General features: G+C 59.8%; 20 protein-coding genes and 1 pseudogene. 8 read left to right on the top strand and 13 right to left on the bottom strand.

What is annotated here, in order from left to right; translation table 11 throughout:
- Positions 1–158: 158 nt before the first annotated feature.
- Positions 159–611: a GNAT family N-acetyltransferase gene (locus ACVHNU_RS22815; protein WP_473018347.1), complete on the top strand. Its 453-nt coding sequence runs from the start codon at positions 159–161 to the stop codon at positions 609–611.
- A gap of 115 nt (positions 612–726) precedes the next feature.
- On the opposite strand, the gene ACVHNU_RS22820 is transcribed toward ACVHNU_RS22815, so the two are convergent.
- From ACVHNU_RS22820 to ACVHNU_RS22830, 3 genes are read right to left on the bottom strand one after another with little or no spacing between them, the layout of a single operon-like run.
- Positions 727–1,023, bottom strand: a complete 297-nt coding sequence (locus tag ACVHNU_RS22820) for a winged helix-turn-helix domain-containing protein (RefSeq protein ID WP_003229005.1) — start codon at positions 1,021–1,023, stop codon at positions 727–729.
- 21 nt (positions 1,024–1,044) lie between these two features.
- Positions 1,045–1,536, bottom strand: coding sequence for a M48 metallopeptidase family protein (locus ACVHNU_RS22825; protein ID WP_003229006.1), 492 nt, complete (start codon positions 1,534–1,536; stop codon positions 1,045–1,047).
- Positions 1,537–1,579: 43 nt separating this feature from the next.
- Positions 1,580–3,703 (bottom strand): putative bifunctional diguanylate cyclase/phosphodiesterase, encoded by a 2,124-nt coding sequence (locus ACVHNU_RS22830; RefSeq protein WP_473018348.1) that lies wholly within the window; start codon positions 3,701–3,703, stop codon positions 1,580–1,582.
- Between the two features lie 335 nt (positions 3,704–4,038).
- On the opposite strand from ACVHNU_RS22830, the gene ACVHNU_RS22835 reads away from it, so the two are divergent.
- Positions 4,039–4,707, top strand: a complete 669-nt coding sequence (locus tag ACVHNU_RS22835) for a polysaccharide lyase family 7 protein (RefSeq protein ID WP_226500927.1) — start codon at positions 4,039–4,041, stop codon at positions 4,705–4,707.
- Positions 4,708–4,787: 80 nt separating this feature from the next.
- Here ACVHNU_RS22835 and ACVHNU_RS22840 read toward each other — a convergent pair whose 3' ends face one another.
- Positions 4,788–5,198, bottom strand: a complete 411-nt coding sequence (locus ACVHNU_RS22840) for a hypothetical protein (RefSeq protein ID WP_473018349.1) — start codon at positions 5,196–5,198, stop codon at positions 4,788–4,790.
- 225 nt (positions 5,199–5,423) lie between these two features.
- Between ACVHNU_RS22840 and ACVHNU_RS22845 the strand changes: the two are divergent.
- Positions 5,424–5,634, top strand: a pseudogene (locus tag ACVHNU_RS22845) (transcriptional regulator).
- A 466-nt stretch (positions 5,635–6,100) separates the two neighbouring features.
- On the opposite strand, the gene fba reads toward ACVHNU_RS22845, so the two are convergent.
- From fba to tkt, 6 genes are all read right to left on the bottom strand, one after another.
- A complete protein-coding gene (fba, locus tag ACVHNU_RS22850; protein WP_003229012.1) occupies positions 6,101–7,165 on the bottom strand; it encodes a class II fructose-bisphosphate aldolase in 1,065 nt (354 codons plus the stop codon).
- Positions 7,166–7,417: 252 nt separating this feature from the next.
- Entirely contained in the window at positions 7,418–7,750 is a 333-nt protein-coding gene (locus ACVHNU_RS22855; RefSeq protein ID WP_473018350.1) for an MliC family protein, read from the bottom strand.
- A gap of 57 nt (positions 7,751–7,807) precedes the next feature.
- The gene (locus ACVHNU_RS22860) at positions 7,808–8,029 is read right to left on the bottom strand and encodes a hypothetical protein (protein WP_003229014.1); all 222 of its coding nucleotides are present in this window, start codon (positions 8,027–8,029) and stop codon (positions 7,808–7,810) included.
- A 34-nt stretch (positions 8,030–8,063) separates the two neighbouring features.
- Positions 8,064–9,227: a phosphoglycerate kinase gene (locus tag ACVHNU_RS22865; RefSeq protein ID WP_003229015.1), complete on the bottom strand. Its 1,164-nt coding sequence runs from the start codon at positions 9,225–9,227 to the stop codon at positions 8,064–8,066.
- A gap of 26 nt (positions 9,228–9,253) precedes the next feature.
- Positions 9,254–10,312, bottom strand: coding sequence for an erythrose-4-phosphate dehydrogenase (gene epd / locus ACVHNU_RS22870; RefSeq protein ID WP_473018351.1), 1,059 nt, complete (start codon positions 10,310–10,312; stop codon positions 9,254–9,256).
- Positions 10,313–10,492: 180 nt separating this feature from the next.
- A complete protein-coding gene (gene tkt / locus ACVHNU_RS22875) occupies positions 10,493–12,490 on the bottom strand; it encodes a transketolase (protein WP_226500925.1) in 1,998 nt (665 codons plus the stop codon).
- A 258-nt stretch (positions 12,491–12,748) separates the two neighbouring features.
- Between tkt and ACVHNU_RS22880 the strand changes: the two genes are divergently transcribed.
- From ACVHNU_RS22880 to ACVHNU_RS22895, 4 genes are all read left to right on the top strand, one after another.
- Positions 12,749–13,744, top strand: coding sequence for an ArsR/SmtB family transcription factor (locus ACVHNU_RS22880; protein WP_003229023.1), 996 nt, complete (start codon positions 12,749–12,751; stop codon positions 13,742–13,744).
- 18 nt (positions 13,745–13,762) lie between these two features.
- On the top strand, positions 13,763–14,953 hold the full coding sequence (metK, locus tag ACVHNU_RS22885; RefSeq protein WP_103485198.1) for a methionine adenosyltransferase: 1,191 nt from the start codon (positions 13,763–13,765) through the stop codon (positions 14,951–14,953).
- Positions 14,954–15,196: 243 nt separating this feature from the next.
- Complete coding sequence (gene ligB, locus ACVHNU_RS22890) at positions 15,197–16,873, top strand: NAD-dependent DNA ligase LigB (RefSeq protein ID WP_473018352.1); 1,677 nt, start codon at positions 15,197–15,199, stop codon at positions 16,871–16,873.
- Between the two features lie 94 nt (positions 16,874–16,967).
- Positions 16,968–17,363 (top strand): DUF1090 domain-containing protein, encoded by a 396-nt coding sequence (locus tag ACVHNU_RS22895; RefSeq protein ID WP_003229029.1) that lies wholly within the window; start codon positions 16,968–16,970, stop codon positions 17,361–17,363.
- Between the two features lie 188 nt (positions 17,364–17,551).
- On the opposite strand, the gene ACVHNU_RS22900 is transcribed toward ACVHNU_RS22895, so the two are convergent.
- Positions 17,552–18,001: a c-type cytochrome gene (locus tag ACVHNU_RS22900; RefSeq protein ID WP_003229030.1), complete on the bottom strand. Its 450-nt coding sequence runs from the start codon at positions 17,999–18,001 to the stop codon at positions 17,552–17,554.
- A 128-nt stretch (positions 18,002–18,129) separates the two neighbouring features.
- On the opposite strand from ACVHNU_RS22900, the gene mltA reads away from it, so the two are divergent.
- A complete protein-coding gene (gene mltA / locus ACVHNU_RS22905; protein WP_473018353.1) occupies positions 18,130–19,314 on the top strand; it encodes a murein transglycosylase A in 1,185 nt (394 codons plus the stop codon).
- A gap of 140 nt (positions 19,315–19,454) precedes the next feature.
- Here mltA and ACVHNU_RS22910 read toward each other — a convergent pair whose 3' ends face one another.
- Entirely contained in the window at positions 19,455–19,838 is a 384-nt protein-coding gene (locus ACVHNU_RS22910; RefSeq protein ID WP_400507590.1) for an MAPEG family protein, read from the bottom strand.
- A 39-nt stretch (positions 19,839–19,877) separates the two neighbouring features.
- Positions 19,878–20,711, bottom strand: a complete 834-nt coding sequence (locus ACVHNU_RS22915) for an EamA family transporter (RefSeq protein WP_103519778.1) — start codon at positions 20,709–20,711, stop codon at positions 19,878–19,880.
- Between the last annotated feature and the right edge of the window lie 119 nt (positions 20,712–20,830).

Consider the following 20,830-nt stretch of genomic DNA (forward strand, 5'->3'; position numbering starts at 1 on the left):
AAGCCAGTGCACAGCGCTTTCCAGCAGATTACACAAAGCAGCCGCCGCCGCGAGAAAGGAATGATGGCATTTTGACCTTTGTCACAGACTCTTCCGCCATACAGACATCCAGGGCCTGTGCGCTTAGTATCGGGCGACGGAGTTCAAGGAGTCGGAAGATGACAATCGAGTGGATCTGCAAGCATCACAGCGATTTGGGCAAAGAGCAGTTGTACGCGCTGTTGAAGCTGCGCTCGGAGGTGTTCGTGGTCGAACAGAAATGCGCCTACCCCGACCTCGACGGTCAGGATCTGGACGGCGACACCCATCACCTCATGGGTTGGGAAGATGATCAACTGTTGGCCTATCTGCGCCTGCTCGATCCAGAGTCCCAGGGCGGTGACGTGGTGATCGGCCGCGTGATCATTGCGCCGCAGGGCCGTGGCAAAGGGCTGGGGCATGTGATGATGGAACACGCACTGAAGCAGGCCGAGAAGCATTGGCCGCAGGTGCCGATCTATCTGTCGGCGCAGGCGCATTTGCAGGGATATTACGGCAGGTACGGGTTTGTCGTGGCGGGTGAGGAATACCTGGAGGATGACATTCCGCACATAGGCATGCGTCGTCCTTGAGGGCCCCTTCGCGAGCAAGCCCGCTCCCACATTTGACTGCATTCCATCTGAAGGAACTCGGTCTACTGTGGGAGCGGGCTTGCTCGCGAAGGCGTCAGCTCAGGCACTGCGAAACTCAGGGATACTCCAGCACAGCCTTGATCTGCCGCAGATTACGCTCGATCCACCCGCGATCAATCGCCCCCCACTCGCGAATCCGATAGCGCCCGGCATGGTTGCGCGCGCCCTCTTCCTGCTCGAATTCACAGACGATATCCAGATCCGCCAGCGCGGCGATCGTGTCCTGCGCCGTGCGCCGGGGCATGCCGGTCACTTCGGTCAGCGCCGGGACGCTTGGGGCCAGGCCGCTGTCGATCAGGTAGGCCACATACAGGCGCCGGTAAAAACTGCTTTTGGTCTTGCTGACGTCCATCCACACGCTCCTTGTTAACAGCTATTGCAGATCCCGCCACGTCAGGTACACCCGCAGATCGAACTCGACCTGGTGATACCCCGGCAGCATGTGCTCGCACAATTTATAGAAGGCCTTGTTGTGGTCCGATTCCTTGAAGTGCGCCAGTTCATGCACGACGATCATCTTCAGGAACTCGGGCGCTGCCTCCTTGAACAACGAGGCGATGCGAATCTCTTTCTTGGCCTTGAGCTTGCCGCCCTGCACTCTTGAAACCGTGGTGTGCAGGCCCAGCGCGCGGTGCGTCAGGTCGAGGCGGTTGTCGAACAGCACCTTGTCGATGGCCGGCGCGTTGCGCAGGTATTCCTGCTTCAGGTCCAGCGCGTAGCTGTACAGCGCCTTGTCGCTCTGCACATCGTGACGCCCCGGATAGCGTTGGCTCAGGTAGTCACCCAGACGCTGTTCGGCGATCAGTTGGCGCACCTGATCCTGCAATTGCGCGGGATAGGCCTGGAGGTATTTCAACGCAGTCATGGACACGGCAACACGGTTCGAAAAGAGCGCCAGTGTAGCGAATTCAAACCGGCAGCGCGCCCCAGTCGAAGGGCTCGGCGAAGCTGGCGGCGTCTTCGGAGGTCAGCGGGCGCGCCACCAGGAAACCCTGCACATATTCGCAGCCATGCGCTTGCAGCCATTGGTACTGTTCGATGGTTTCCACGCCTTCGGCGATCACCAGCAAACCGTACTGCTTGCACAGATTGATCACGTTGCTGACCAGCGCCGCGTCGCGCGTCGAATCCGGCAGCCGCGCAATCAGGTGTCGATCGAGCTTGAGTGTGTCCAGTTCCAGATCACGCAGATGCGCCAGCGAGCACGGTCCCGAACCAAAATCATCCAGCGCCACGCGCACCCCGAGATTACGCAGCAGGCGCAGCTGTTTGCGGGTCTCGTCGGGGTTGTGCATCAGCGCGTCTTCGGTGATTTCCACCTCCAGTTGCCGCGGCTGCAACGAGTGCCGCTCCAGCACCTGGCGTAACTCGGTGACCAGGTTCGGCAGCCCGAACTGGGTGTTGCTCAAACTCACGCCAAGCACCAGATCCTCGGCGAACAGGGTTTCCCAGGCTTTGCGCTGGCCGGCGCCGCGATGATAAATCCAGCTGCCGAGCCGACTGATCAGTCGCGCCTCTTCCAGCAACGGCAGGAACAACCCCGGCGGCACATCGCCGACGCTCGGATGCTGCCAGCGCAGCAACGCCTCGAAACCGCGGATCTGCCCGCTGTCGATCGCGACCTGTGGCTGATACACCAGATTGAAATCGCGGTTCTCGATGGCGTTGCGCACGCTTTCCTCGAGCATCAGCCGCGAGCGGGCGCGGCCGTTCATTTCGTGATCATAAAAGCGATATTGCTGACGCCCGGCGCGCTTCGCCTCATACATGGCGATGTCCGAGGCGCGCAGCAGGCCGTCGAGGTTAGAACCGCAGTCCGGGTAGGTGGCAATGCCGATACTCGCGCCGAGGGCGATGTCCAGCCCTTCAATTTGCTGACAGATCGACACCCGTTCGATGAGTTTCTCGGCGATCTTCGCCGCTTGCTCGGGGAATTCCAGATCGAGCAGCGCAGTGAACTCATCACCGCCCATGCGCGCGAGAATATCGAACGGTCGCAGACAGGCCTTCAACTGCTCGGAGACCCAGCGCAGCACCCGGTCGCCGGCATCGTGGCCGAGGGAATCGTTGACCCGCTTGAAACCATCGAGGTCGAGGTACAGCAGCACCCAACTGCTGTCGCTGCGTTCACCGCGCAGCAGCAGGTTTTCCACTGTCTGATAAAAGCCCCGGCGATTGAGCAGACCGGTCAACGGATCGGTGACCGCTTGAAATTCCAGCTGCTGATGCAGGTGACGCACCACCGACATGTCCAGCACCGTCACCACCATCGCGTGTTGCTCGGCGGGCAACGGCGCGCAGGACAACGCCACCGGCACCTGTTGCCCCGGTGCCGTGCGCAACAACGCATCGTGCAGACGCAAGGTCTCACCGCGTTTATAGCCGGCCAACAACTCGGAATCGGCCCACAGCGGGATGTGCGGTTTCTGCAGGTAATCGAGAAACTCTTTGCCCGCCAGCTCCTTCACCGGCGCATTCAGCAGCCGCGAAATCGCCGGGTTGGCGAAGCGGATCAAGCCGTCCTCGCCGAGTACCAGAATGCCTTCCGCCGCGTTATCCAGTACCGAGGCATTGAAGGCCCGCGCGACCTCCAGATCATGACTCAGGCGCTGCAAGGCGCGGCGGTTGCGCTGGTGTTCGAGCAACGCCTGGACTTTCGGTTTGAGGATCTGCGGATCAAACGGCTTGAACAGATAATCCACCGCACCACTGGCGTAGCCCTTGATCACAGCGTCCTGGGACTGTTCGTTGGCGGTGAGGAAAATGATCGGCGTGAGGCGTGTGCGCTGACTGCCGCGCATCAATCGCGCGACTTCGAAGCCGTCCATGCCCGGCATCTGCACATCCAGCAGCACCAGGTCGACGTCGTGTTCGAGCAGCAGATTGAGTGCCTCGAAGCCGGAGGCGGCGGTCATGACGTGCCAATCCTGACGCTGCAGCAACGCGCGCATGCTGATCAGGTTTTCAGGGTAATCATCAACGATCAAAAGGACAGAGCTGCCTTCACCTGGCTGGGGTTGCGCGCATTCCATGCTGCTTCTCTTGTCGGGACATCTCTTGTCGGGATATCGGTCGGTTTGTTGTGAAAACCGTACAGTTACTGAGTCATCACTCTAGTCCCGGAACTGTGAAAGCAGAAGCTGTCACGCCGCCATCATTTAGCCAAAGCGACGATTTACCGACTAACGGTCACCCCTGCAGCCCGCGGAAACCGGCACAGATGGCATTTCGACAGGATGTTGACGCCAATCATCTGCCAAACGGGCGTTAACAAAAAAGTCCTCTACGCTTATAAAGGCCGCCCGAAAAGGCGCGGGCTAGAGCTTCTGGCACTCGCGTTCAGGATGAATTGAGTGGAAGAACCGACATGATCGATCTCGCAACCTGGAACCTCAGCGTTCCCGTCGGCAATCCGCCGTACACCGTCGAAACCTCCAAACTGGTGAATGGCTTCAAGGATCAGTACTTCCATTCCGACACCGGCACGCTGTTTTTCTGGTCCCCGGTCACCGGGTCAAAAACCGAAAACGCCATCTACCCGCGCACCGAACTGCGCGAAACCTTCAGCAACGGCACCCTGCGCAACTGGTACTACCCGGACGCCGACAACACCCTGCGCGCGACCCTCGCAGTGAACAAGGTGCCCAGCTCCGGCAAGATCGTCATCGGCCAGATCCACGCCTATGAAAGCCAGAAGCCGATGGTCAAACTCGAATACCAGTACAAGGAAAAGACCCAGACCGGCAACCTGGTGATCAAAGTGCGCATGCACCCGGACGATGACGAAAGCCGTGTCATCACCCTGGCGACCGGTATCAAGCTGGACAACGAATTCAACTACCTCATTCACCTCAGTCCCGGCGGTGCGCTCGGCGTGAGCGCGGCAGGCTATCAGTGGGATTCACAGATCAGCGCAACCTGGCGGAATAAGCCGCTGTACTTCAAGGCCGGCGTGTATGTGCAGGACAACACCGGGTACACCAGTGAGGGTGGGCAGGTGACATTTACCAAGCTGGATATTGATCACGACAAATAAAACTGGCGCGCATCCACAGGTGATGCAAAACCCAAAAAACGGCAGACTCTATGAGTCTGCCTTACGGCATCAGACCAATGTCAGCTACGGTTTTCATAGAACTCAAAATCACCTTCTACTTCAAAGACCCCTTTCTCAAATAGATTAAAGACTCCTTTGGGCCGGTGCCCGCTTCTGGTCAATTCAAAGGTACCACTCGCATGTTTATCACCGGCTTCCGAGTCTAATTCTAGTTGCGCCCAAATCGGGCCATGATCATTCCCCTCTAGTTTGTATTCTTTACCAACGACAAGGTCTTTTTTAAATCTAACCGCCATATAATATTCATGCCCCCCAAAAGTCCTATACCGGGGATTAAGAAAAAAAAACTCTTCGTCAGCGTACAACCCTTCATCCTTAAGATTAAGCGGGTGAGAACCATACTCTGGATGCTTGTAAGTGATATTCAGTTTACCCAAAAATCCCTTACCAGCTTCAAATTCGTTTTTCATATCTTCGCCCTACAAAATAAGTGAGTTCGAAGCTTAATGTTTCAACTGGCCCGGCACACCTGTTATATCTGACAGGTTTTTATATTAATAAAGCATATATTCAATACTTCTAATACCCAAAATATCCACTGATCGGGTTTAGACGCGGACGCGTGCGAGCGGACTCATGACGGTCAAATGTAGCGTTTACGCCACAGTTAACTTTGAAAGTTAAAGAGACAGTACATGGTTCACGCTCTATTAATAAGCCGCCTCGCCGCCCAGTTACGCATAAAGCGTCTGAATCGCGGACTAACGCAAGCGCAACTCGCCGACCTCGCGATAGAGAAAGGCACCCATTCCGTGGGCATGAACGTCTATGCACGTATTATTGCCGCTCTCCGTCGTTCCGGCAGTGATGCTTACGCTTGAAGCGCTAGCGGAAATATTTGTTTAATTACGCCCATAAAAAACCCGCCTCTCGGCGGGTTTCTCACATGGACAGCTATTGCCTCAATACTTCACTAAGTAAAAAGAATTCACATGTCTGTGGATTCTAAAGCCAGAGGGCTTACTCCGGTTGCTTAGGGAGTGTGACAGGAGCTGGCCCCTTGGAGTTTTTGAGGTTTTCCGTTTTTGGCTCAACTGGCAGGGTAACCGGGGCCGGGCCTTTGGGTTTAACGTCCTTAATAGTCATTGCTGTGTACTCCATTACGAGGTGGAACCTTATCTTGTGAGTATCGCTTGAGGCTGCCTACTGTCAGATCTGACAGTCATTGAGATCTATTGGAAATAAGCAAAACTCAGTTAGATCAATTTATCAGGCACTCCTCATGAACAGTGTCGCTACACGAAGAAATCACCACCCATAAAAAAACCCGCCTCTCGGCGGGTTTTTTATCAGCGCAGCTCAACGTTCAGGCTTAGTTCACCTTGGCATTCAACTCACCCTTCAGATAACGCTGGAACATCGCTTCCAGCGAGATCGGCTTGATCTTCGAAGCATTACCGGCAGTACCAAACGCTTCGTAGCGAGCGATACATACATCACGCATCGCCGTCACGGTCGCACCGAAGAATTTGCGTGGGTCGAATTCGCTCGGGTTGGTGGCCATCAGGCGACGCATGGCGCCGGTGGATGCCAGGCGCAGGTCGGTGTCGATGTTGACCTTGCGCACGCCGTACTTGATGCCTTCGACGATTTCTTCAACCGGTACGCCGTAGGTTTCTTTGATGTCGCCGCCGTACTGGTTGATGATCGCCAGCCACTCTTGCGGAACCGAAGAGGAACCGTGCATCACCAGGTGGGTGTTCGGGATGCGTTTGTGGATTTCCTTGATGCGGTCGATCGCCAGCACGTCGCCGGTAGGTGGCTTGGTGAACTTGTAGGCGCCGTGGCTGGTGCCGATGGCGATGGCCAGGGCATCGACCTGGGTCTTCTTGACGAAGTCAGCGGCTTCTTCCGGGTCGGTCAGCATCTGGCTGTGATCCAGAACGCCTTCAGCGCCGATGCCGTCCTCTTCACCGGCCATGCCGGTTTCCAGCGAACCCAGGCAGCCCAACTCGCCTTCAACCGAAACGCCGCAGGCGTGAGCCATGGCCACGGTCTGCTGGGTCACGCGGACGTTGTATTCGTAGTCGGTCGGGGTCTTGCCGTCTTCGCCGAGGGAGCCGTCCATCATCACCGAGCTGAAGCCCAGTTGAATCGAACGCTGGCAGACATCAGGGCTGGTGCCGTGGTCCTGGTGCATGCACACCGGGATGTGCGGGAATTCTTCGATCGCGGCCAGGATCAGGTGACGCAGGAATGGCGCGCCGGCGTATTTGCGAGCGCCGGCCGAAGCCTGGACGATCACCGGGGAGTCAGTCTTGTCAGCGGCTTCCATGATGGCGCGCATCTGCTCAAGGTTGTTGACGTTGAAGGCTGGAACGCCGTAGCCGAACTCGGCTGCGTGGTCCAGCATCTGGCGCATGCTGATAAGTGCCATTGTGTGTGTCTCTCCCGGTTGAGGGTCGTTAATCGTGCCAGCCTGCCGGAGCGGCGGCGGCTATTCAAGTGATTGCAGATCGGGGGTCGAAGCCCGGTCTGGTGATTCGATAAAGCAAATTCTCAAGAACTACACAGAGCCCTTGCAGGAGTGAGCCTGCTCGCGATAGCAATCCTGCAGCCAGTACTGCAGCGACTGTCATACCGCTATCGCGAGCAGGCTCACTCCTACAATGGGCCTGCGGTGTGTCAATTACTGCGCCTTGCAGCCGCGGCCGATCAGGTCATTGGTGGCGACCCAGTACACCAGGCCTTCCTCACCCTTGACGTGAAACGCCAGCATGCCGTCGCTGTACAGCACGCCCGAGGCGCCCGGTTCTTCTTTCAGGCGATAGACCTGATCGCCGCCGCCCAGTCGAACATCGACTTCCTTCTGGCTGGCATCGGTGTAGCGCCACAGCACTTTGGCCTGGCTGTCGCAGGTCCATGTCGTCCAGTTGTCAGCAGGGGCGGACGACTGAAACAGATTCATCTGCGCGCAACCGCCCAACAATGCCAACGCCGCAATGGCGATCAAGCCTTTCATCCGTGTTCCTCGACTGACGGCGCACGCCGCCAGCCCTGAGTTAAAGAGCCAGACCGGTCAAGGACAACCATGTTCCTTGGCCGGGGTTTGCGTCTCGTACTTGTCCAGGCCATCCGGCCCCGAGCGCTTGTTCAGCACCGGGTTGGTTTCGGCCTGCCAGTCGGCCTGGTAGCAGCCTTTCTGCACCGCATCCGGCGCAGGTGTCGCCTCGGCCTTAGGGTTACTCCCGCAGGCCGCCAATGTACCGGTCAGCAACAACAGCACTAACGACTTGACCATGTAACCACTCCTTTGCCTGGCCAAACGGGCGGCCTCAGGCCTTGGCCCGGCTTTCCAGAACTTCAACGGCCGGCAGCACCTTGCCTTCGACGAATTCGAGGAACGCGCCACCACCGGTGGAAATGTAGGAGATTTGCTCAGCCACGCCATATTTATCGATGGCTGCCAGGGTGTCGCCACCGCCGGCAATGGAGAACGCCGCGCTGTCAGCGATGGCCTGGGCCAGCACTTTGGTGCCGTTGCCGAACTGGTCGAATTCGAACACGCCGACCGGGCCGTTCCACAGGATGGTTTTCGACGATTTCAGCAGTTCGGCGAAGTTGGCGGCGGTCTGCGGGCCAATGTCCAGAATCATGTCGTCAGCAGCCACGTCAGCAATCAGCTTGACGGTGGCTTCGGCGCTTTCAGCGAATTCCTTGGCGACGACCACGTCCACCGGCAGCGGCACGCTGACCTTGGCGGCGATGGCGCGCGCGGTGTCCAGCAGGTCCGGCTCGTACAGCGACTTGCCGACCGGGTGACCGGCGGCAGCGAGGAAGGTGTTGGCGATGCCGCCACCGACGATCAGTTGATCGCAGATCTGGCTCAGGCTGTTGAGTACGTCGAGTTTGGTCGACACCTTGGAGCCGGCAACGATCGCGGCCATTGGCTTGGCCGGTGCGCCCAGCGCCTTGCCCAGTGCGTCCAGCTCAGCGGCCAGCAGCGGGCCGGCAGCGGCGACTTTGGCGAACTTGGCCACGCCGTGGGTCGAACCCTCGGCGCGGTGCGCGGTACCGAAGGCGTCCATCACGAACACGTCGCACAGGGCGGCGTATTGCTGGGCCAGGTCGTCGGCGTTCTTTTTCTCGCCCTTGTTGAAGCGTACGTTTTCGAACAGCACGATGTCGCCGGCCTTGACGTCAACGCCGCCCAGGTAATCGGCCACCAGCGGCACTTCGCGACCCAGGGCCTTGCTCAGGTAGTCGGCGACTGGCTTGAGGCTGTTCTCGGCGGAGAACTCGCCTTCGGTCGGACGGCCCAGGTGCGAACACACCATCACCGCCGCGCCTTTTTCCAGGGCCAGCTTGATGGTCGGCAGCGAAGCCAGGATACGCGCATCGCTGGTGACAACACCGTCCTTAACTGGGACGTTGAGGTCTTCGCGGATCAATACGCGCTTACCTTGCAGATCGAGGTCGGACATCTTCAACACGGTCATGGGTCGCACTTCCTGAGTAGCTGTTCTTAGAGAGCAGGTTTTTTTGAAATCGCTGTTTGCAGATAGTGTTCTGCAACGTCCAGCATTCGGTTGGCAAAACCCCATTCGTTGTCGAACCAGGCCAGGATGTTCACCAGCTTCGGGCCGGAAACACGGGTCTGACTGGCATCGACGATGGCCGAATGTGGGTCATGGTTGAAATCACAGCTGGCATGCGGCAACTCGGTGTAGGCCAGCAGACCTTTGAGCGGGCCATTGGTGGCGGCCTCGCGCAGGATCCGGTTGACCTCGTTCGCGTCGGTCGCGGTGGCGGTCTGCATCGTGATGTCGAGGCAGGACACGTTGACCGTCGGCACGCGTACGGCTTTGGCCTGAATTCGCCCGGCAAGTTCCGGCAGCAGGCGCTCGATGCCACGCGTCAGACCAGTGGACACCGGGATCACCGACTGGAACGCCGAACGGGTGCGGCGCAGGTCTTCGTGGTGATAGGCGTCGATCACCGGCTGATCGTTCATTGCCGAGTGAATCGTGGTGATCGACACGTAATCCAGGCCAATCGCCTTGTCCAGCAGACGCAACAGCGGCACGCCGCAGTTGGTGGTGCAGGAGGCGTTGGACACCAGCAGTTCGGCGCCGGTCAGGCAATCCTGATTGACGCCGTAGACGATGGTGGCGTCGACATCCGCCTCGCTGGCCATCGGCTGCGAGAACAGCACGCGTGGCGCGCCGGCGTCGAGGAAACGCTGGCCGTCTTCACGGGTGTGATAGGCGCCAGAGCACTCCAGCACCAGATCGACGCCAAGAGCGGCCCAATCGATGCCTTCGGGGGTGGCACTGCGCAAGACCTTCACGCAGTCGCCATTAATATGCAGACAATCGCCTTCTACTCGCACTTCGCCGGGAAAGCGGCCGTGGGTGGAGTCGAAGCGTGTCAGGTATTCGATGCTGGCCATGTCCGCCAGATCGTTGATCGCGACAATTTCAAACCCTGCCTTCGCCCCTCGCTCAAACAATGCACGCAAGACGCAACGACCAATCCGGCCGTAGCCGTTGAGTGCAACTTTGTAGGGACGCGGTTGAGGCATGGGGTTCTCGATTACCGTTTGAATCGGTTATTGCAGTGGTGTCTGAACCACCGATTTCGCGAGCAAGCCCGCTCCCACACTGGATCAGGGTTGTGAACACTGCTTGTGTCACACAACAAATCCCCCTGTGGGAGCGGGCTTGCTCGCGAAGGCGTCAGTCCAGACGACGCGACTTCTGGATCAGTCTTCCAGCAGTTCTTCAGCCTGACCCAGGATGTTTTCCAGGGTGAAGCCGAACTCTTCGAACAGTGCCGAAGCCGGAGCCGATTCGCCGTAGGTGGTCATGCCGATCACGCGACCTTCCAGACCCACATACTTGAACCAGAAGTCGGCGTGAGCCGCTTCGATCGCAATACGTGCGCTGACCTGCAGCGGCAGAACCGATTGCTTGTAGCCAGCGTCCTGAGCGTCGAACACGCTGGTGCAAGGCATGGAAACCACACGCACCTTGCGGCCCTGCTCGGTCAGTTTGTCGTAGGCCTGAACGGCCAGACCGACTTCCGAACCGGTGGAGATCAGGATCAGCTCAGGCTCGCCTGCGCAGTCCTTCAACACGTAGCCACCGCGGCTGATGTCGGCGATCTGGCCGGCATCGCGTTCCTGGTGCTGCAGGTTCTGACGCGAGAAGATCAGCGCCGAAGGGCCATCTTTACGCTCCAGCGCGTTTTTCCAGGCCACCGCCGATTCCACGGCGTCGGCTGGACGCCAGGTGTCGAGGTTCGGTGTGGTACGCAGGCTGGTCAGTTGCTCGATCGGCTGGTGCGTCGGGCCGTCTTCGCCCAGACCGATGGAGTCGTGGGTGTAGACGTGAATCACACGCTTCTTCATCAGCGCCGACATGCGCACTGCGTTGCGCGCGTATTCCATGAACATCAGGAAGGTCGCGCCGTAAGGCACCAGGCCGCCGTGCAGGGACACGCCGTTCATGATCGCGGTCATGCCGAATTCGCGCACGCCGTAGTACATGTAGTTGCCGCTGGCATCTTCAGCGCTGACGCCTTTGCAACCTTTCCACAGGGTCAGGTTGGAACCGGCCAGGTCAGCCGAACCGCCGAGCAGCTCCGGCAGCAGCGGGCCGAACGCGTTCAGGGTGTTCTGGCTGGCTTTGCGGCTGGCGATGGTTTCGCCCTTGGCAGCCACTTCAGCGATGTAAGCCGAGGCTTTTTCAGCGAAGTCAGCCGGCAGTTCGCCGCTCAGACGACGGATCAGCTCGTTGGCTTCGGTCGGGAACGCCGCGGAGTAAGCAGCGAAACGCTGATCCCACTCGGCTTCGGCAGCGCGACCTTTTTCCTTGGCATCCCACTCGGCATAGATGTCGGCCGGGATTTCGAACGGGCCGTAGTTCCAGTTCAGCGCCTTGCGGGTCAGGGCGATTTCGGCGTCGCCCAGTGGCGCGCCGTGGCAATCTTCCTTGCCCTGCTTGTTCGGCGAACCGAAACCGATGGTGGTCTTGCAGCAGATCAGGGTCGGCAGCGGGCTCTTGCGCGCAGTTTCGATGGCGGTCTTGATCTCTTCCGGATCGTGACCGTCGACGTTGCGGATCACCTGCCAGTTGTAGGCTTCGAAACGCTTCGGGGTGTCGTCGGTGAACCAGCCCTCGACTTCGCCGTCGATGGAGATGCCGTTGTCATCGTAGAAGGCGATCAGCTTGCCCAGGCCCAGCGTACCGGCCAGGGAAGCGACTTCGTGGGAAATGCCTTCCATCATGCAGCCATCACCGAGGAACACGTAGGTGTGGTGATCCACGATGTCGTGGCCAGGACGGTTGAACTGCGCGGCCAGCACTTTTTCTGCCAGGGCAAAACCCACAGCGTTGGCCAGACCCTGACCCAGCGGGCCGGTGGTGGTCTCGACGCCCGGGGTGTAGCCGAATTCCGGGTGACCCGGGGTGCGGCTGTGCAGCTGACGGAACTGCTTGAGGTCGTCGATCGACAGGTCGTAACCGGTCAGGTGCAGCAGCGAGTAGATCAACATCGAGCCGTGGCCGTTGGACAGCACGAAGCGGTCACGGTCGGCGAACGACGGGTTGCTCGGGTTGTGCTTGAGGTAGTCGCGCCAAAGTACTTCGGCGATATCTGCCATACCCATGGGGGCACCGGGATGGCCGCTGTTGGCTTTTTGCACGGCATCCATGCTGAGGGCACGAATGGCGTTGGCACGCTCACGACGGCTAGGCATCGCTGATCTCCTGGGTGTGAATAATTGAAACGGAAAAAAGGAGGGCATTTTCCCTCACCGGAGCGCCTCGGGGCAATGACAGATAGTCATACGGAGGCGTTTTTCCCATGGTTAACAGTGGATTCGCTTGGTGAAACCTTTCCGCTGTTCGTTTGTAGAGTTAACCAGCCAGTGAGAAGTGCCATCTATCGTGCAATATCAAAACTTTTTGATATTGCCCTTGCGGCGATTTCCCGCCGTCACTAGACTGCTGGCCCTATGAACTTACGCGTGCCTTCCATTCGCCATGACGACTGCGACGAGCTGGCGGCCCTGTGCAAGGCCGGTGGCGACCCGCTGCGCCTGAATGTATTGCGCGCGCTGGCCAACGATTCGTTCGGTGTACTGGAGCTGGCGCAGATTTTCGGTATTGGTCAGTCCGGCATGAGCCATCACCTGAAGGTGCTGGCCCAGGCCGATCTGGTGGCAACGCGCCGCGAAGGCAACGCGATTTTCTATCGTCGCGCCCTGCCTCACACCGAATTGCTGGGCGGTAAACTGCACGCAGCATTGTTAGAAGAAGTCGACAACCTGGCGCTGCCAGAGGACGTGCAAGCGCGTATCGCCCAGGTTCACGGGCAACGTGAAGCGGCCAGCCAGGAATTTTTCGCTCGGGTCGCAGAGAAATTTCGCGCCCAGCAAGACTTGATCGCAGGCCTGCCGCAGTACCGCGACAGCGTGCTGGCCCTGCTCGACAAACTGAACTTCAATGGTGCTGCCACGGCCATTGAAGTCGGCCCCGGCGATGGTGCTTTTCTGCCGGAACTGGCCCGTCGCTTCGGCACCGTAACCGCGCTGGACAACAGCCCGGCGATGCTCGAACTGGCGCGTCAGGTATGTGAACGTGAACGGCTGGCTAACGTCAGCCTGCAATTGGCCGATGCATTGAATGGCTCCAGCCTTCAGGCCGATTGCGTGGTACTGAACATGGTGTTGCACCATTTCGCCGCGCCGGCCGAAGCGCTCAAGCACATGGCCGGCCTGCTGCAACCGGGCGGTAGCCTGCTCGTGACAGAGTTATGTAGCCACAACCAGAGTTGGGCCAGGGAGGCCTGCGGTGATCTGTGGTTGGGGTTTGAACAGGACGATTTGGCCCGTTGGGCCACCGCTGCGGGACTCGTTCCCGGGGACAGCCTCTATGTAGGCTTACGTAATGGTTTCCAGATCCAGGTTCGCCACTTTCAGCGACCGGCTGGCGACACTCACCATCGGTAAATTCAGGAAAACATCGAGATGAGCGAATACTCCCTCTTCACCTCCGAGTCCGTGTCCGAAGGGCATCCGGACAAAATCGCCGACCAGATTTCCGATGCGGTGCTGGACGCCATTATCGCCCAGGACAAACACGCACGCGTTGCCGTGGAAACCCTGGTCAAGACCGGCGTAGCCATCGTGGCCGGTGAAGTGACCACCAGCGCCTGGGTCGACCTGGAGCAGATCGTTCGTGACGTGATCTGCGACATCGGCTACACCAGCTCCGAAGTCGGCTTCGACGGCGCGACCTGCGGCGTGATGAACATCATCGGCAAGCAGTCCCCAGACATCAACCAGGGTGTTGACCGTGCCAAGCCTGAAGATCAGGGCGCCGGCGACCAGGGCCTGATGTTCGGCTACGCCAGCAACGAAACCGACGTTTTGATGCCGGCTCCGATCACCTTCTCGCACCAGTTGGTGCAGCGTCAGGCCGAAGCCCGCAAATCGGGTCTGCTGCCGTGGCTGCGTCCGGACGCCAAGTCGCAAGTGACCTGCCGTTACGAAGGCGGCAAGGTTGTCGGTATCGACGCCGTCGTACTGTCGACCCAGCACAACCCTGAAGTGTCGTACAAAGACCTGCGCGAAGGCGTGATGGAGCTGATCGTCAAGCACGTACTGCCTGCCGAACTGCTGAGCAAGGACACCCAGTTCCACATCAACCCCACTGGCCAGTTCATCATTGGCGGCCCGGTAGGTGACTGCGGTCTGACCGGTCGCAAGATCATCGTCGACAGCTACGGCGGCATGGCCCGTCACGGCGGTGGCGCGTTCTCCGGTAAAGATCCATCGAAGGTTGACCGTTCGGCTGCCTACGCTGGCCGTTACGTGGCCAAGAACATCGTCGCTGCCGGCCTGGCCGAGCGTTGCGAGATCCAGGTGTCCTACGCCATCGGTGTCGCTCAGCCGACTTCGATCTCGCTGAACACCTTCGGTACCGGCAAGATCAGCGATGACAAGATCATCAAACTGGTGCGTGAAGTGTTCGACCTGCGTCCATACGCGATCACCACCATGCTCGATCTGCTGCACCCGATGTACAAGGAAACTGCAGCCTACGGCCACTTCGGCCGTGCTCCGCAGACCAAGACGGTTGGCGAAGACACCTTCACCACATTCACCTGGGAAAAAACCGACCGCGCCGACGCTCTGCGTTCTGCCGCTGGTCTGTAAGCCCTCCCCGGCTGCACAAAAAGCCCCGCACGGTTCGCGCCGTGCGGGGCTTTTTCATGCTTGCCAAGATCAAAAGATCGCAGCCTTCGGCAGCTCCTACAGAATGCATTCCCATGTAGGAGCTGCCGAAGGCTGCGATCTTTTGACTTTAATGCTGCGCAACACCCCGCAAAACACCCAGGCTACCCGACCCGCAATCCTCACCTAGCCTTCAAGCATTGCCCCTGAGCAAGGACGCTCAAAATGCTTGTCACGCTGCGCCTGTTTTCAACGCTTCTGCTGAGTTTCACCCCTCTGATCGCTTACGCAGCCTGCCCGGACTGGTCAGCCAGCAAGGCGCAAATTGAAGTCTCGGCCCTGCAAAAGCAGATCGATCAATGGGACGACGCCTACCACCGCGAAGGCCGCTCGCTGATTGCCGACGAGCTCTACGATCAATCGCGCCTGCGACTCAACGAATGGCGCCAGTGCTTCGCGCGGCACTCGGCGCCCGCCCCTTTGCGCACAGCATCAGGCTCCGTCGCGCATCCGGTCGCCCACACTGGCCTGGACAAGATTCACGAGGCATCGGCCATTGAAACCTGGCTGCGGGATCGAAAGGATGTCTGGGTACAACCCAAAGTGGATGGCGTTGCCGTGACGCTGATCTATAGCGGTGGCGTCTTGCGGCAGGCGATCAGTCGCGGCGACGGGGTCAACGGTCATGACTGGACTCCTTCCGCGCAGAAGATCAGCGCCATTCCCCAACGCTTGACACGCCCGGTGGATCTGCTGGTTCAGGGCGAACTCTATTGGCGCCTGGACAAGCATGTTCAGGCCAGTTCCGGCAGCGTCAACGCCCGTGCGACCGTTGCCGGCCTGATGGCGCGCAAAACCTTGAGTGCCGAACAAGCGGCCGGGGTCGGCCTGTTCGTCTGGGACTGGCCGCAAGGGCCGATCGAACTGCCGGATCGAATTTCCATGCTGGCGACATTGGGCTTCGCCACGACCGCACCTTACAGCCAGCCGATCAGCCATTTCGCCGAGGCTCAGACATGGCGCGAACACTGGTATCGCTCGCCCCTGCCGTTCGCCACGGACGGGATCGTTCTGCGCCAAAGCCAGAGGCCTCCCGCCGAACGCTGGCAGGCGCGCTCGCCCTATTGGGTCATCGCCTGGAAATATCCGTTCGCCCAGGCCTTGGCGCAGGTGCGCAAAGTCAATTTCAAAGTCGGTCGCACCGGGCGTATCACCCCCGTTCTGGAACTGAAGCCCGTTGCCCTCGATGACCGTCAGATCAAACGTGTCAGCGTCAGCTCGCTGAAGCGCTGGCAGGAACTGGACATTCGTCCCGGCGATCAGGTTGCCATCAGCCTGGCCGGACTGACCATTCCGCGACTCGACAGTGTGGTGCTGCGCAGTGTCGAACGCGTCGATCTGGAGATCCCCGACGCCCACGACTTTCATGCCCTGAGCTGCTGGCAACCGACGCCGGAATGCAAAAGCCAGTTTCTCGCTCGACTGACCTGGCTCAGTGGCAAACAAGGACTGGCGCTGCAGAATGTCGGGCGCGGCACTTGGGAGAAACTTCTGGAAACAGGCCGCCTGAACAACCTGCTGGATTGGTTGACCCTTGATGAGCCAGAGCTTGCTAACATTGCCGGCTTCGGCGAGCGCAGCAGCGCACGCCTGATCAACAGCTTTCACAGCGCCCGGCAACGGCCGTTCGCCCAGTGGCTCAAAGCGTTGGGCATGCCGCCGACAGGTCAGGCCCGACTGGCCGACTCGTGGCAGGCGCTGGCGCAACGCGACACCGAACAATGGCAGGCACAAGCCGGAATCGGCCCGGGCCGCGCGGCGCAATTGAGCGCATTCTTCCGCGACCCGCAGGTGCTGGCCTTGAGTGACACATTACGCGCCGCCGGAATCGACGGTTTCTGATCACGCAATCCCCGGCAGCCGGGAACCCAAGGGCCGTCAGACGCTCAAACAGCGCAGTGCCCCCGACCCGACTGCCTTTGCACATGGAGCTTTTATGAAATTTCTTGCACCGCTCGCCTTGCTGACTCTCTGTGGCGTCCTGGCCGCGCCTGTGATGGCCGACGAAGATGCACCGGGCCTGACCGGTTGCGCCGCCAAGAAGCAGGGCATCATCAATCAGCTCGAACAGGCCAAGTCCCGGGGCAACACCGATCAGCAGGCCGGCCTGCAAACCGCCCTGGATGAAGTGACGAAGAATTGCACCGATGCCGGCCTGAAGAAAGAACGCGAGAACAAGGTGCTGGAAGCCAAGCACGAAGTGAGCAAGCGCCAGGCCGATCTCGACAAGGCCATGAAGAAAGGCGATCCGGAGAAGATCGACAAGCGCAAGAACAAGCTCGCCGAGTCGCGCAAAGAACTGCAGGACGCGCTGGACCAGATCGACAAGTAACCGAAGGTTGGGTCAGGAGATTTGTGTGGTGAGGTTTTTTTGTGGTGAGGGGATTTATCCCCGATGGGCCGCGAAGCGGCCCCAACTCCATTCAACCGCGCTGCACCAGACTCAACTCGGTTGAATGGGTTCACGACGGCTTCGCCGCCGATCGGGGATAAATCCCCTCGCCACAATTGCTCAGCAGTTCAATGATCCCGAAACTCTTTATGGCAAGCGCTGCAGGCATCTTCAACCTTCTGCACCGCCGGCCCGAGGTTACTGGCCTTGTACGGCTGAACCTTGCTGGCGGTCACCAGTTCACCGGTGGCGGCCTCAAGGTTGCGGGCCAGTTCCTGAAAGCGTGCCTGACGCGACCAGACATCGTCCTTGGCGCTGGTGTGATCTTCTTCACGCACCTGCGGGAAATGCTTCCACGGCTCATGGGACAGCGCGTCGAGTTTCACTGCACCCTCGGTGAATTTCGGCCCGTCGAACGGAATGCGTCCGCGCAACATGCCGCCCAGGTCTTCGCCGGTCTTGAGCATCTGCTTGAAGATCGCCTTGCGTTGCCCCAGCGGAGAATTCGGATCGACGCCGCCACAGGCGGACAAGGTCAGACAGGCCAGCAATACAACAGAAATTCTTTTAAGAGTCATGGTGGCTTCAAGTCACGGAATTCGGCGGCCAGTATCCTCGCGTCGCCGACAAACACCAATAGCCCTATTAAAAATACGGGTTGCCCGAGCGCATGGAGCACTTGGGCAACCGGCACAGGAATCACTCCATGAACAGCCGTTTCAAGGCCTGGCGTCACCCACTGATCGCAACCCTGCCGCTGCTGGCAATCCTTGCCGGCTGTACGGGCGGCGACAATGCCAAACCGAAAACCCACGCCTTGGCCACTTATTCCAGCACCACCTGGGAAGCCCTGCCGGCGGTGTCCGACAGCGATCTGATCGCCGGTTTCGGCTCGTGGCGCAGCGCCTGCACCCGACTCAAGGCCGACCCGGTCTGGGGCGGCACCTGCGCGGCAGCCGCCAACGTGCCGCAAAGCGCCAACGAGATTCGCGCGTTCCTCAAGCAGAACCTCGACGTGTTCGGACTGCGCGCCGAGCATGACAACCCCAACGGTCTGATCACCGGTTACTACGAACCGGTCTACCCCGGCAGCCTGACCCCCACCGAGGTGGCGAACGTGCCGGTGTACGGCGTGCCGGAAGACATGATCATCGTCTCGCTGGACAGCATTTATCCGGAACTCAAGGGCAAACGCCTGCGTGGCCGTCTCGAAGGCCGAGTGCTCAAGCCGTATGACGACGCGGCAACCATCGAGTCCAAAGGCGTCAAAGCGCCGGTAGTGGCGTACCTGACCGATCCAATGAACCTGCAGTTTTTGCAGATCCAGGGCTCGGGGCGGATTCAGACACCGGATGGCAAGCAACTGCGCATCGCCTACGCCGACCAGAACGGCCACCCGTACCGACCGATCGGCCGCTGGCTGGTGGAACAGGGCGAGTTGAAGAAAGAAGACGTGACCATGAGCGCGATCAGCAACTGGGCCAAAGCCAACCCGTCGCGCATCCCGGAGCTGCTGGGCAGCAACCCGAGCTACGTGTTCTTCACCCGTAACCCGGACAGCAACGAAGGTCCGCGCGGTTCGCTCAATGTGCCGCTGACCGCCGGCTACAGCGCAGCGGTGGATCGCAAGGTGATTCCGTTGGGCAGCCTGCTGTGGCTGTCGACCACCCGCCCGGATGGCACCGCTTTGGTTCGCCCGGTCGCGGCGCAGGACACAGGCGGCGCGATTGCCGGCGAGGTGCGCGCGGACCTGTTCTGGGGCACGGGCGACGCCGCCGGGCAGTTAGCCGGGGACATGAAGCAGCAGGGGCAGATCTGGATGCTCTGGCCTAAAGGTGCGGCGTTGCCGCAAGTGCCGCAAGTCGCCGATACGGTGAAGGACAAACCTTAAGCACTTCGGTGCCTGAGCTATCGCCTTCGCGGGCAAGCCCGCTCCCACAGGTATCAATGGCGAGCACAAATCCTGTGTACACCAAAGAACCCTGTGGGAGCGGGCTTGCTCGCGAAGAGGCCAGCAGCAACACCCGAGATTCAGACAGACACAAAGAAGAACGCAGCAATCAGCCCCATCCCGACAAACCACACCAGCGACCGCAGAATCGCCCAGTCCGCCAGGTAGCAGATGATGTACAGCAGGCGGCTGGTGATGAACATCACCGCCAGCACATTCACCGTCACCAACTGCGCCGTGCCCACCAGATGCGCAACGATCACCGCTGCCGCAAACGCCGGCATCACCTCGAAACTGTTCAACTGCGCCGCATGCGCCCGTCGGGCCACGCCGTTCAGGCTTTCGAGAAAGTCCCGGGGATCATGGTTGTCCTGAAGCCTGAAACCGCCGGTGGCCTTGGCCACGATCGTGCACACATACGGCAGGAAAATCGCGATCAATACGCACCACAGAGCCACCGTCATAAAGCCGTCCTTCTTCGAGTGATAGAGAATTGCGGGCGGTCAGAACTTCATCACCAGCATGCCGATCAGCACCAGCCCACAGGCTAAGAGCCGCGGTCTGCCGAAAGGTTCTTTCAGGTACCGCATGCCGAACAGCACCACCAGGATCACGCTGATCTCACGCAACGCCGCCGCCTCGGCAATCGAGCCCAACTGCATCGCCCACAGCACCAGAGCGTAGCTGAACAACACGCAGAACCCGACCGCGAGACCCAGCTTCCACTGCTCGCGCCAGAACACCAGAAACGCCGGGCGCTTGGCCACCCACGCCAGCAACGGAAAGGGCCAGGCGCTGAGCAGCGTGACCCAGACCAGGTAATCCAGTGGGTGCGACCAGCGCCGCAAAGCCTGGCCATCGATGTAGGTGTAGCAACCGATGCACAGCCCGATCAGCGCCACCACCGGCAGCATCGACCACGGCAGATGCTTTCCGCCACCGCCCTGCCAGAGCAGGCAGGCCATGCCCAGCGGAATCAGCATGATCCCGAAGATCTGCTGCGCGGTAAGCACTTCGCCGGCGAAGATCAGGGTCAACGCCAGCACCACCAGCGGCGACAAGCCGCGCATCAGCGGATAGACCAACCCGAGGTCGCCGACCCGATAGGCTTGAATCAGCAAATAGCGATACAGCAGCTCGAACGCCGCCGAAGCCAGAATCCACGGCCAGATTTCCGCCGGCGGCAGGCTGATGAATGGAAATGCGAGGGCGACAAACAGCAGCGCCACCGTGTCCATGCACGCCACCACCAGCAGCCTTTCGGCGCTGAACTTGATCAGGGTATTCCACGTCGCATGCAACAGCGCCGCCATCAACACCAGAACTGTCGCCAGCACGTTCCACTCCTTGATTTTTATTGTTGACCCTACACCAATGTGCGCGGCCGACCAACCGAGGGGACACAGTTGTGTCCCCTCCCCGAATCAGCCCATCCAACCTTTGCGCCGAAGAATCG

This window comes from Pseudomonas sp. Ors-4-3C, from assembly GCF_055755035.1.

Coding starts and splice junctions, on each gene's coding strand:
- ACVHNU_RS22815 (WP_473018347.1), top strand. CDS start 159: ATGACAATCGAGTGGATCTGCAAGCATCACAGCGATTTGGGCAAAGAG.
- ACVHNU_RS22820 (WP_003229005.1), bottom strand. CDS start 1,023: ATGGACGTCAGCAAGACCAAAAGCAGTTTTTACCGGCGCCTGTATGTG.
- ACVHNU_RS22825 (WP_003229006.1), bottom strand. CDS start 1,536: ATGACTGCGTTGAAATACCTCCAGGCCTATCCCGCGCAATTGCAGGAT.
- ACVHNU_RS22830 (WP_473018348.1), bottom strand. CDS start 3,703: ATGGAATGCGCGCAACCCCAGCCAGGTGAAGGCAGCTCTGTCCTTTTG.
- ACVHNU_RS22835 (WP_226500927.1), top strand. CDS start 4,039: ATGATCGATCTCGCAACCTGGAACCTCAGCGTTCCCGTCGGCAATCCG.
- ACVHNU_RS22840 (WP_473018349.1), bottom strand. CDS start 5,198: ATGAAAAACGAATTTGAAGCTGGTAAGGGATTTTTGGGTAAACTGAAT.
- fba (WP_003229012.1), bottom strand. CDS start 7,165: ATGGCACTTATCAGCATGCGCCAGATGCTGGACCACGCAGCCGAGTTC.
- ACVHNU_RS22855 (WP_473018350.1), bottom strand. CDS start 7,750: ATGAAAGGCTTGATCGCCATTGCGGCGTTGGCATTGTTGGGCGGTTGC.
- ACVHNU_RS22860 (WP_003229014.1), bottom strand. CDS start 8,029: ATGGTCAAGTCGTTAGTGCTGTTGTTGCTGACCGGTACATTGGCGGCC.
- ACVHNU_RS22865 (WP_003229015.1), bottom strand. CDS start 9,227: ATGACCGTGTTGAAGATGTCCGACCTCGATCTGCAAGGTAAGCGCGTA.
- epd (WP_473018351.1), bottom strand. CDS start 10,312: ATGCCTCAACCGCGTCCCTACAAAGTTGCACTCAACGGCTACGGCCGG.
- tkt (WP_226500925.1), bottom strand. CDS start 12,490: ATGCCTAGCCGTCGTGAGCGTGCCAACGCCATTCGTGCCCTCAGCATG.
- ACVHNU_RS22880 (WP_003229023.1), top strand. CDS start 12,749: ATGAACTTACGCGTGCCTTCCATTCGCCATGACGACTGCGACGAGCTG.
- metK (WP_103485198.1), top strand. CDS start 13,763: ATGAGCGAATACTCCCTCTTCACCTCCGAGTCCGTGTCCGAAGGGCAT.
- ligB (WP_473018352.1), top strand. CDS start 15,197: ATGCTTGTCACGCTGCGCCTGTTTTCAACGCTTCTGCTGAGTTTCACC.
- ACVHNU_RS22895 (WP_003229029.1), top strand. CDS start 16,968: ATGAAATTTCTTGCACCGCTCGCCTTGCTGACTCTCTGTGGCGTCCTG.
- ACVHNU_RS22900 (WP_003229030.1), bottom strand. CDS start 18,001: ATGACTCTTAAAAGAATTTCTGTTGTATTGCTGGCCTGTCTGACCTTG.
- mltA (WP_473018353.1), top strand. CDS start 18,130: ATGAACAGCCGTTTCAAGGCCTGGCGTCACCCACTGATCGCAACCCTG.
- ACVHNU_RS22910 (WP_400507590.1), bottom strand. CDS start 19,838: ATGACGGTGGCTCTGTGGTGCGTATTGATCGCGATTTTCCTGCCGTAT.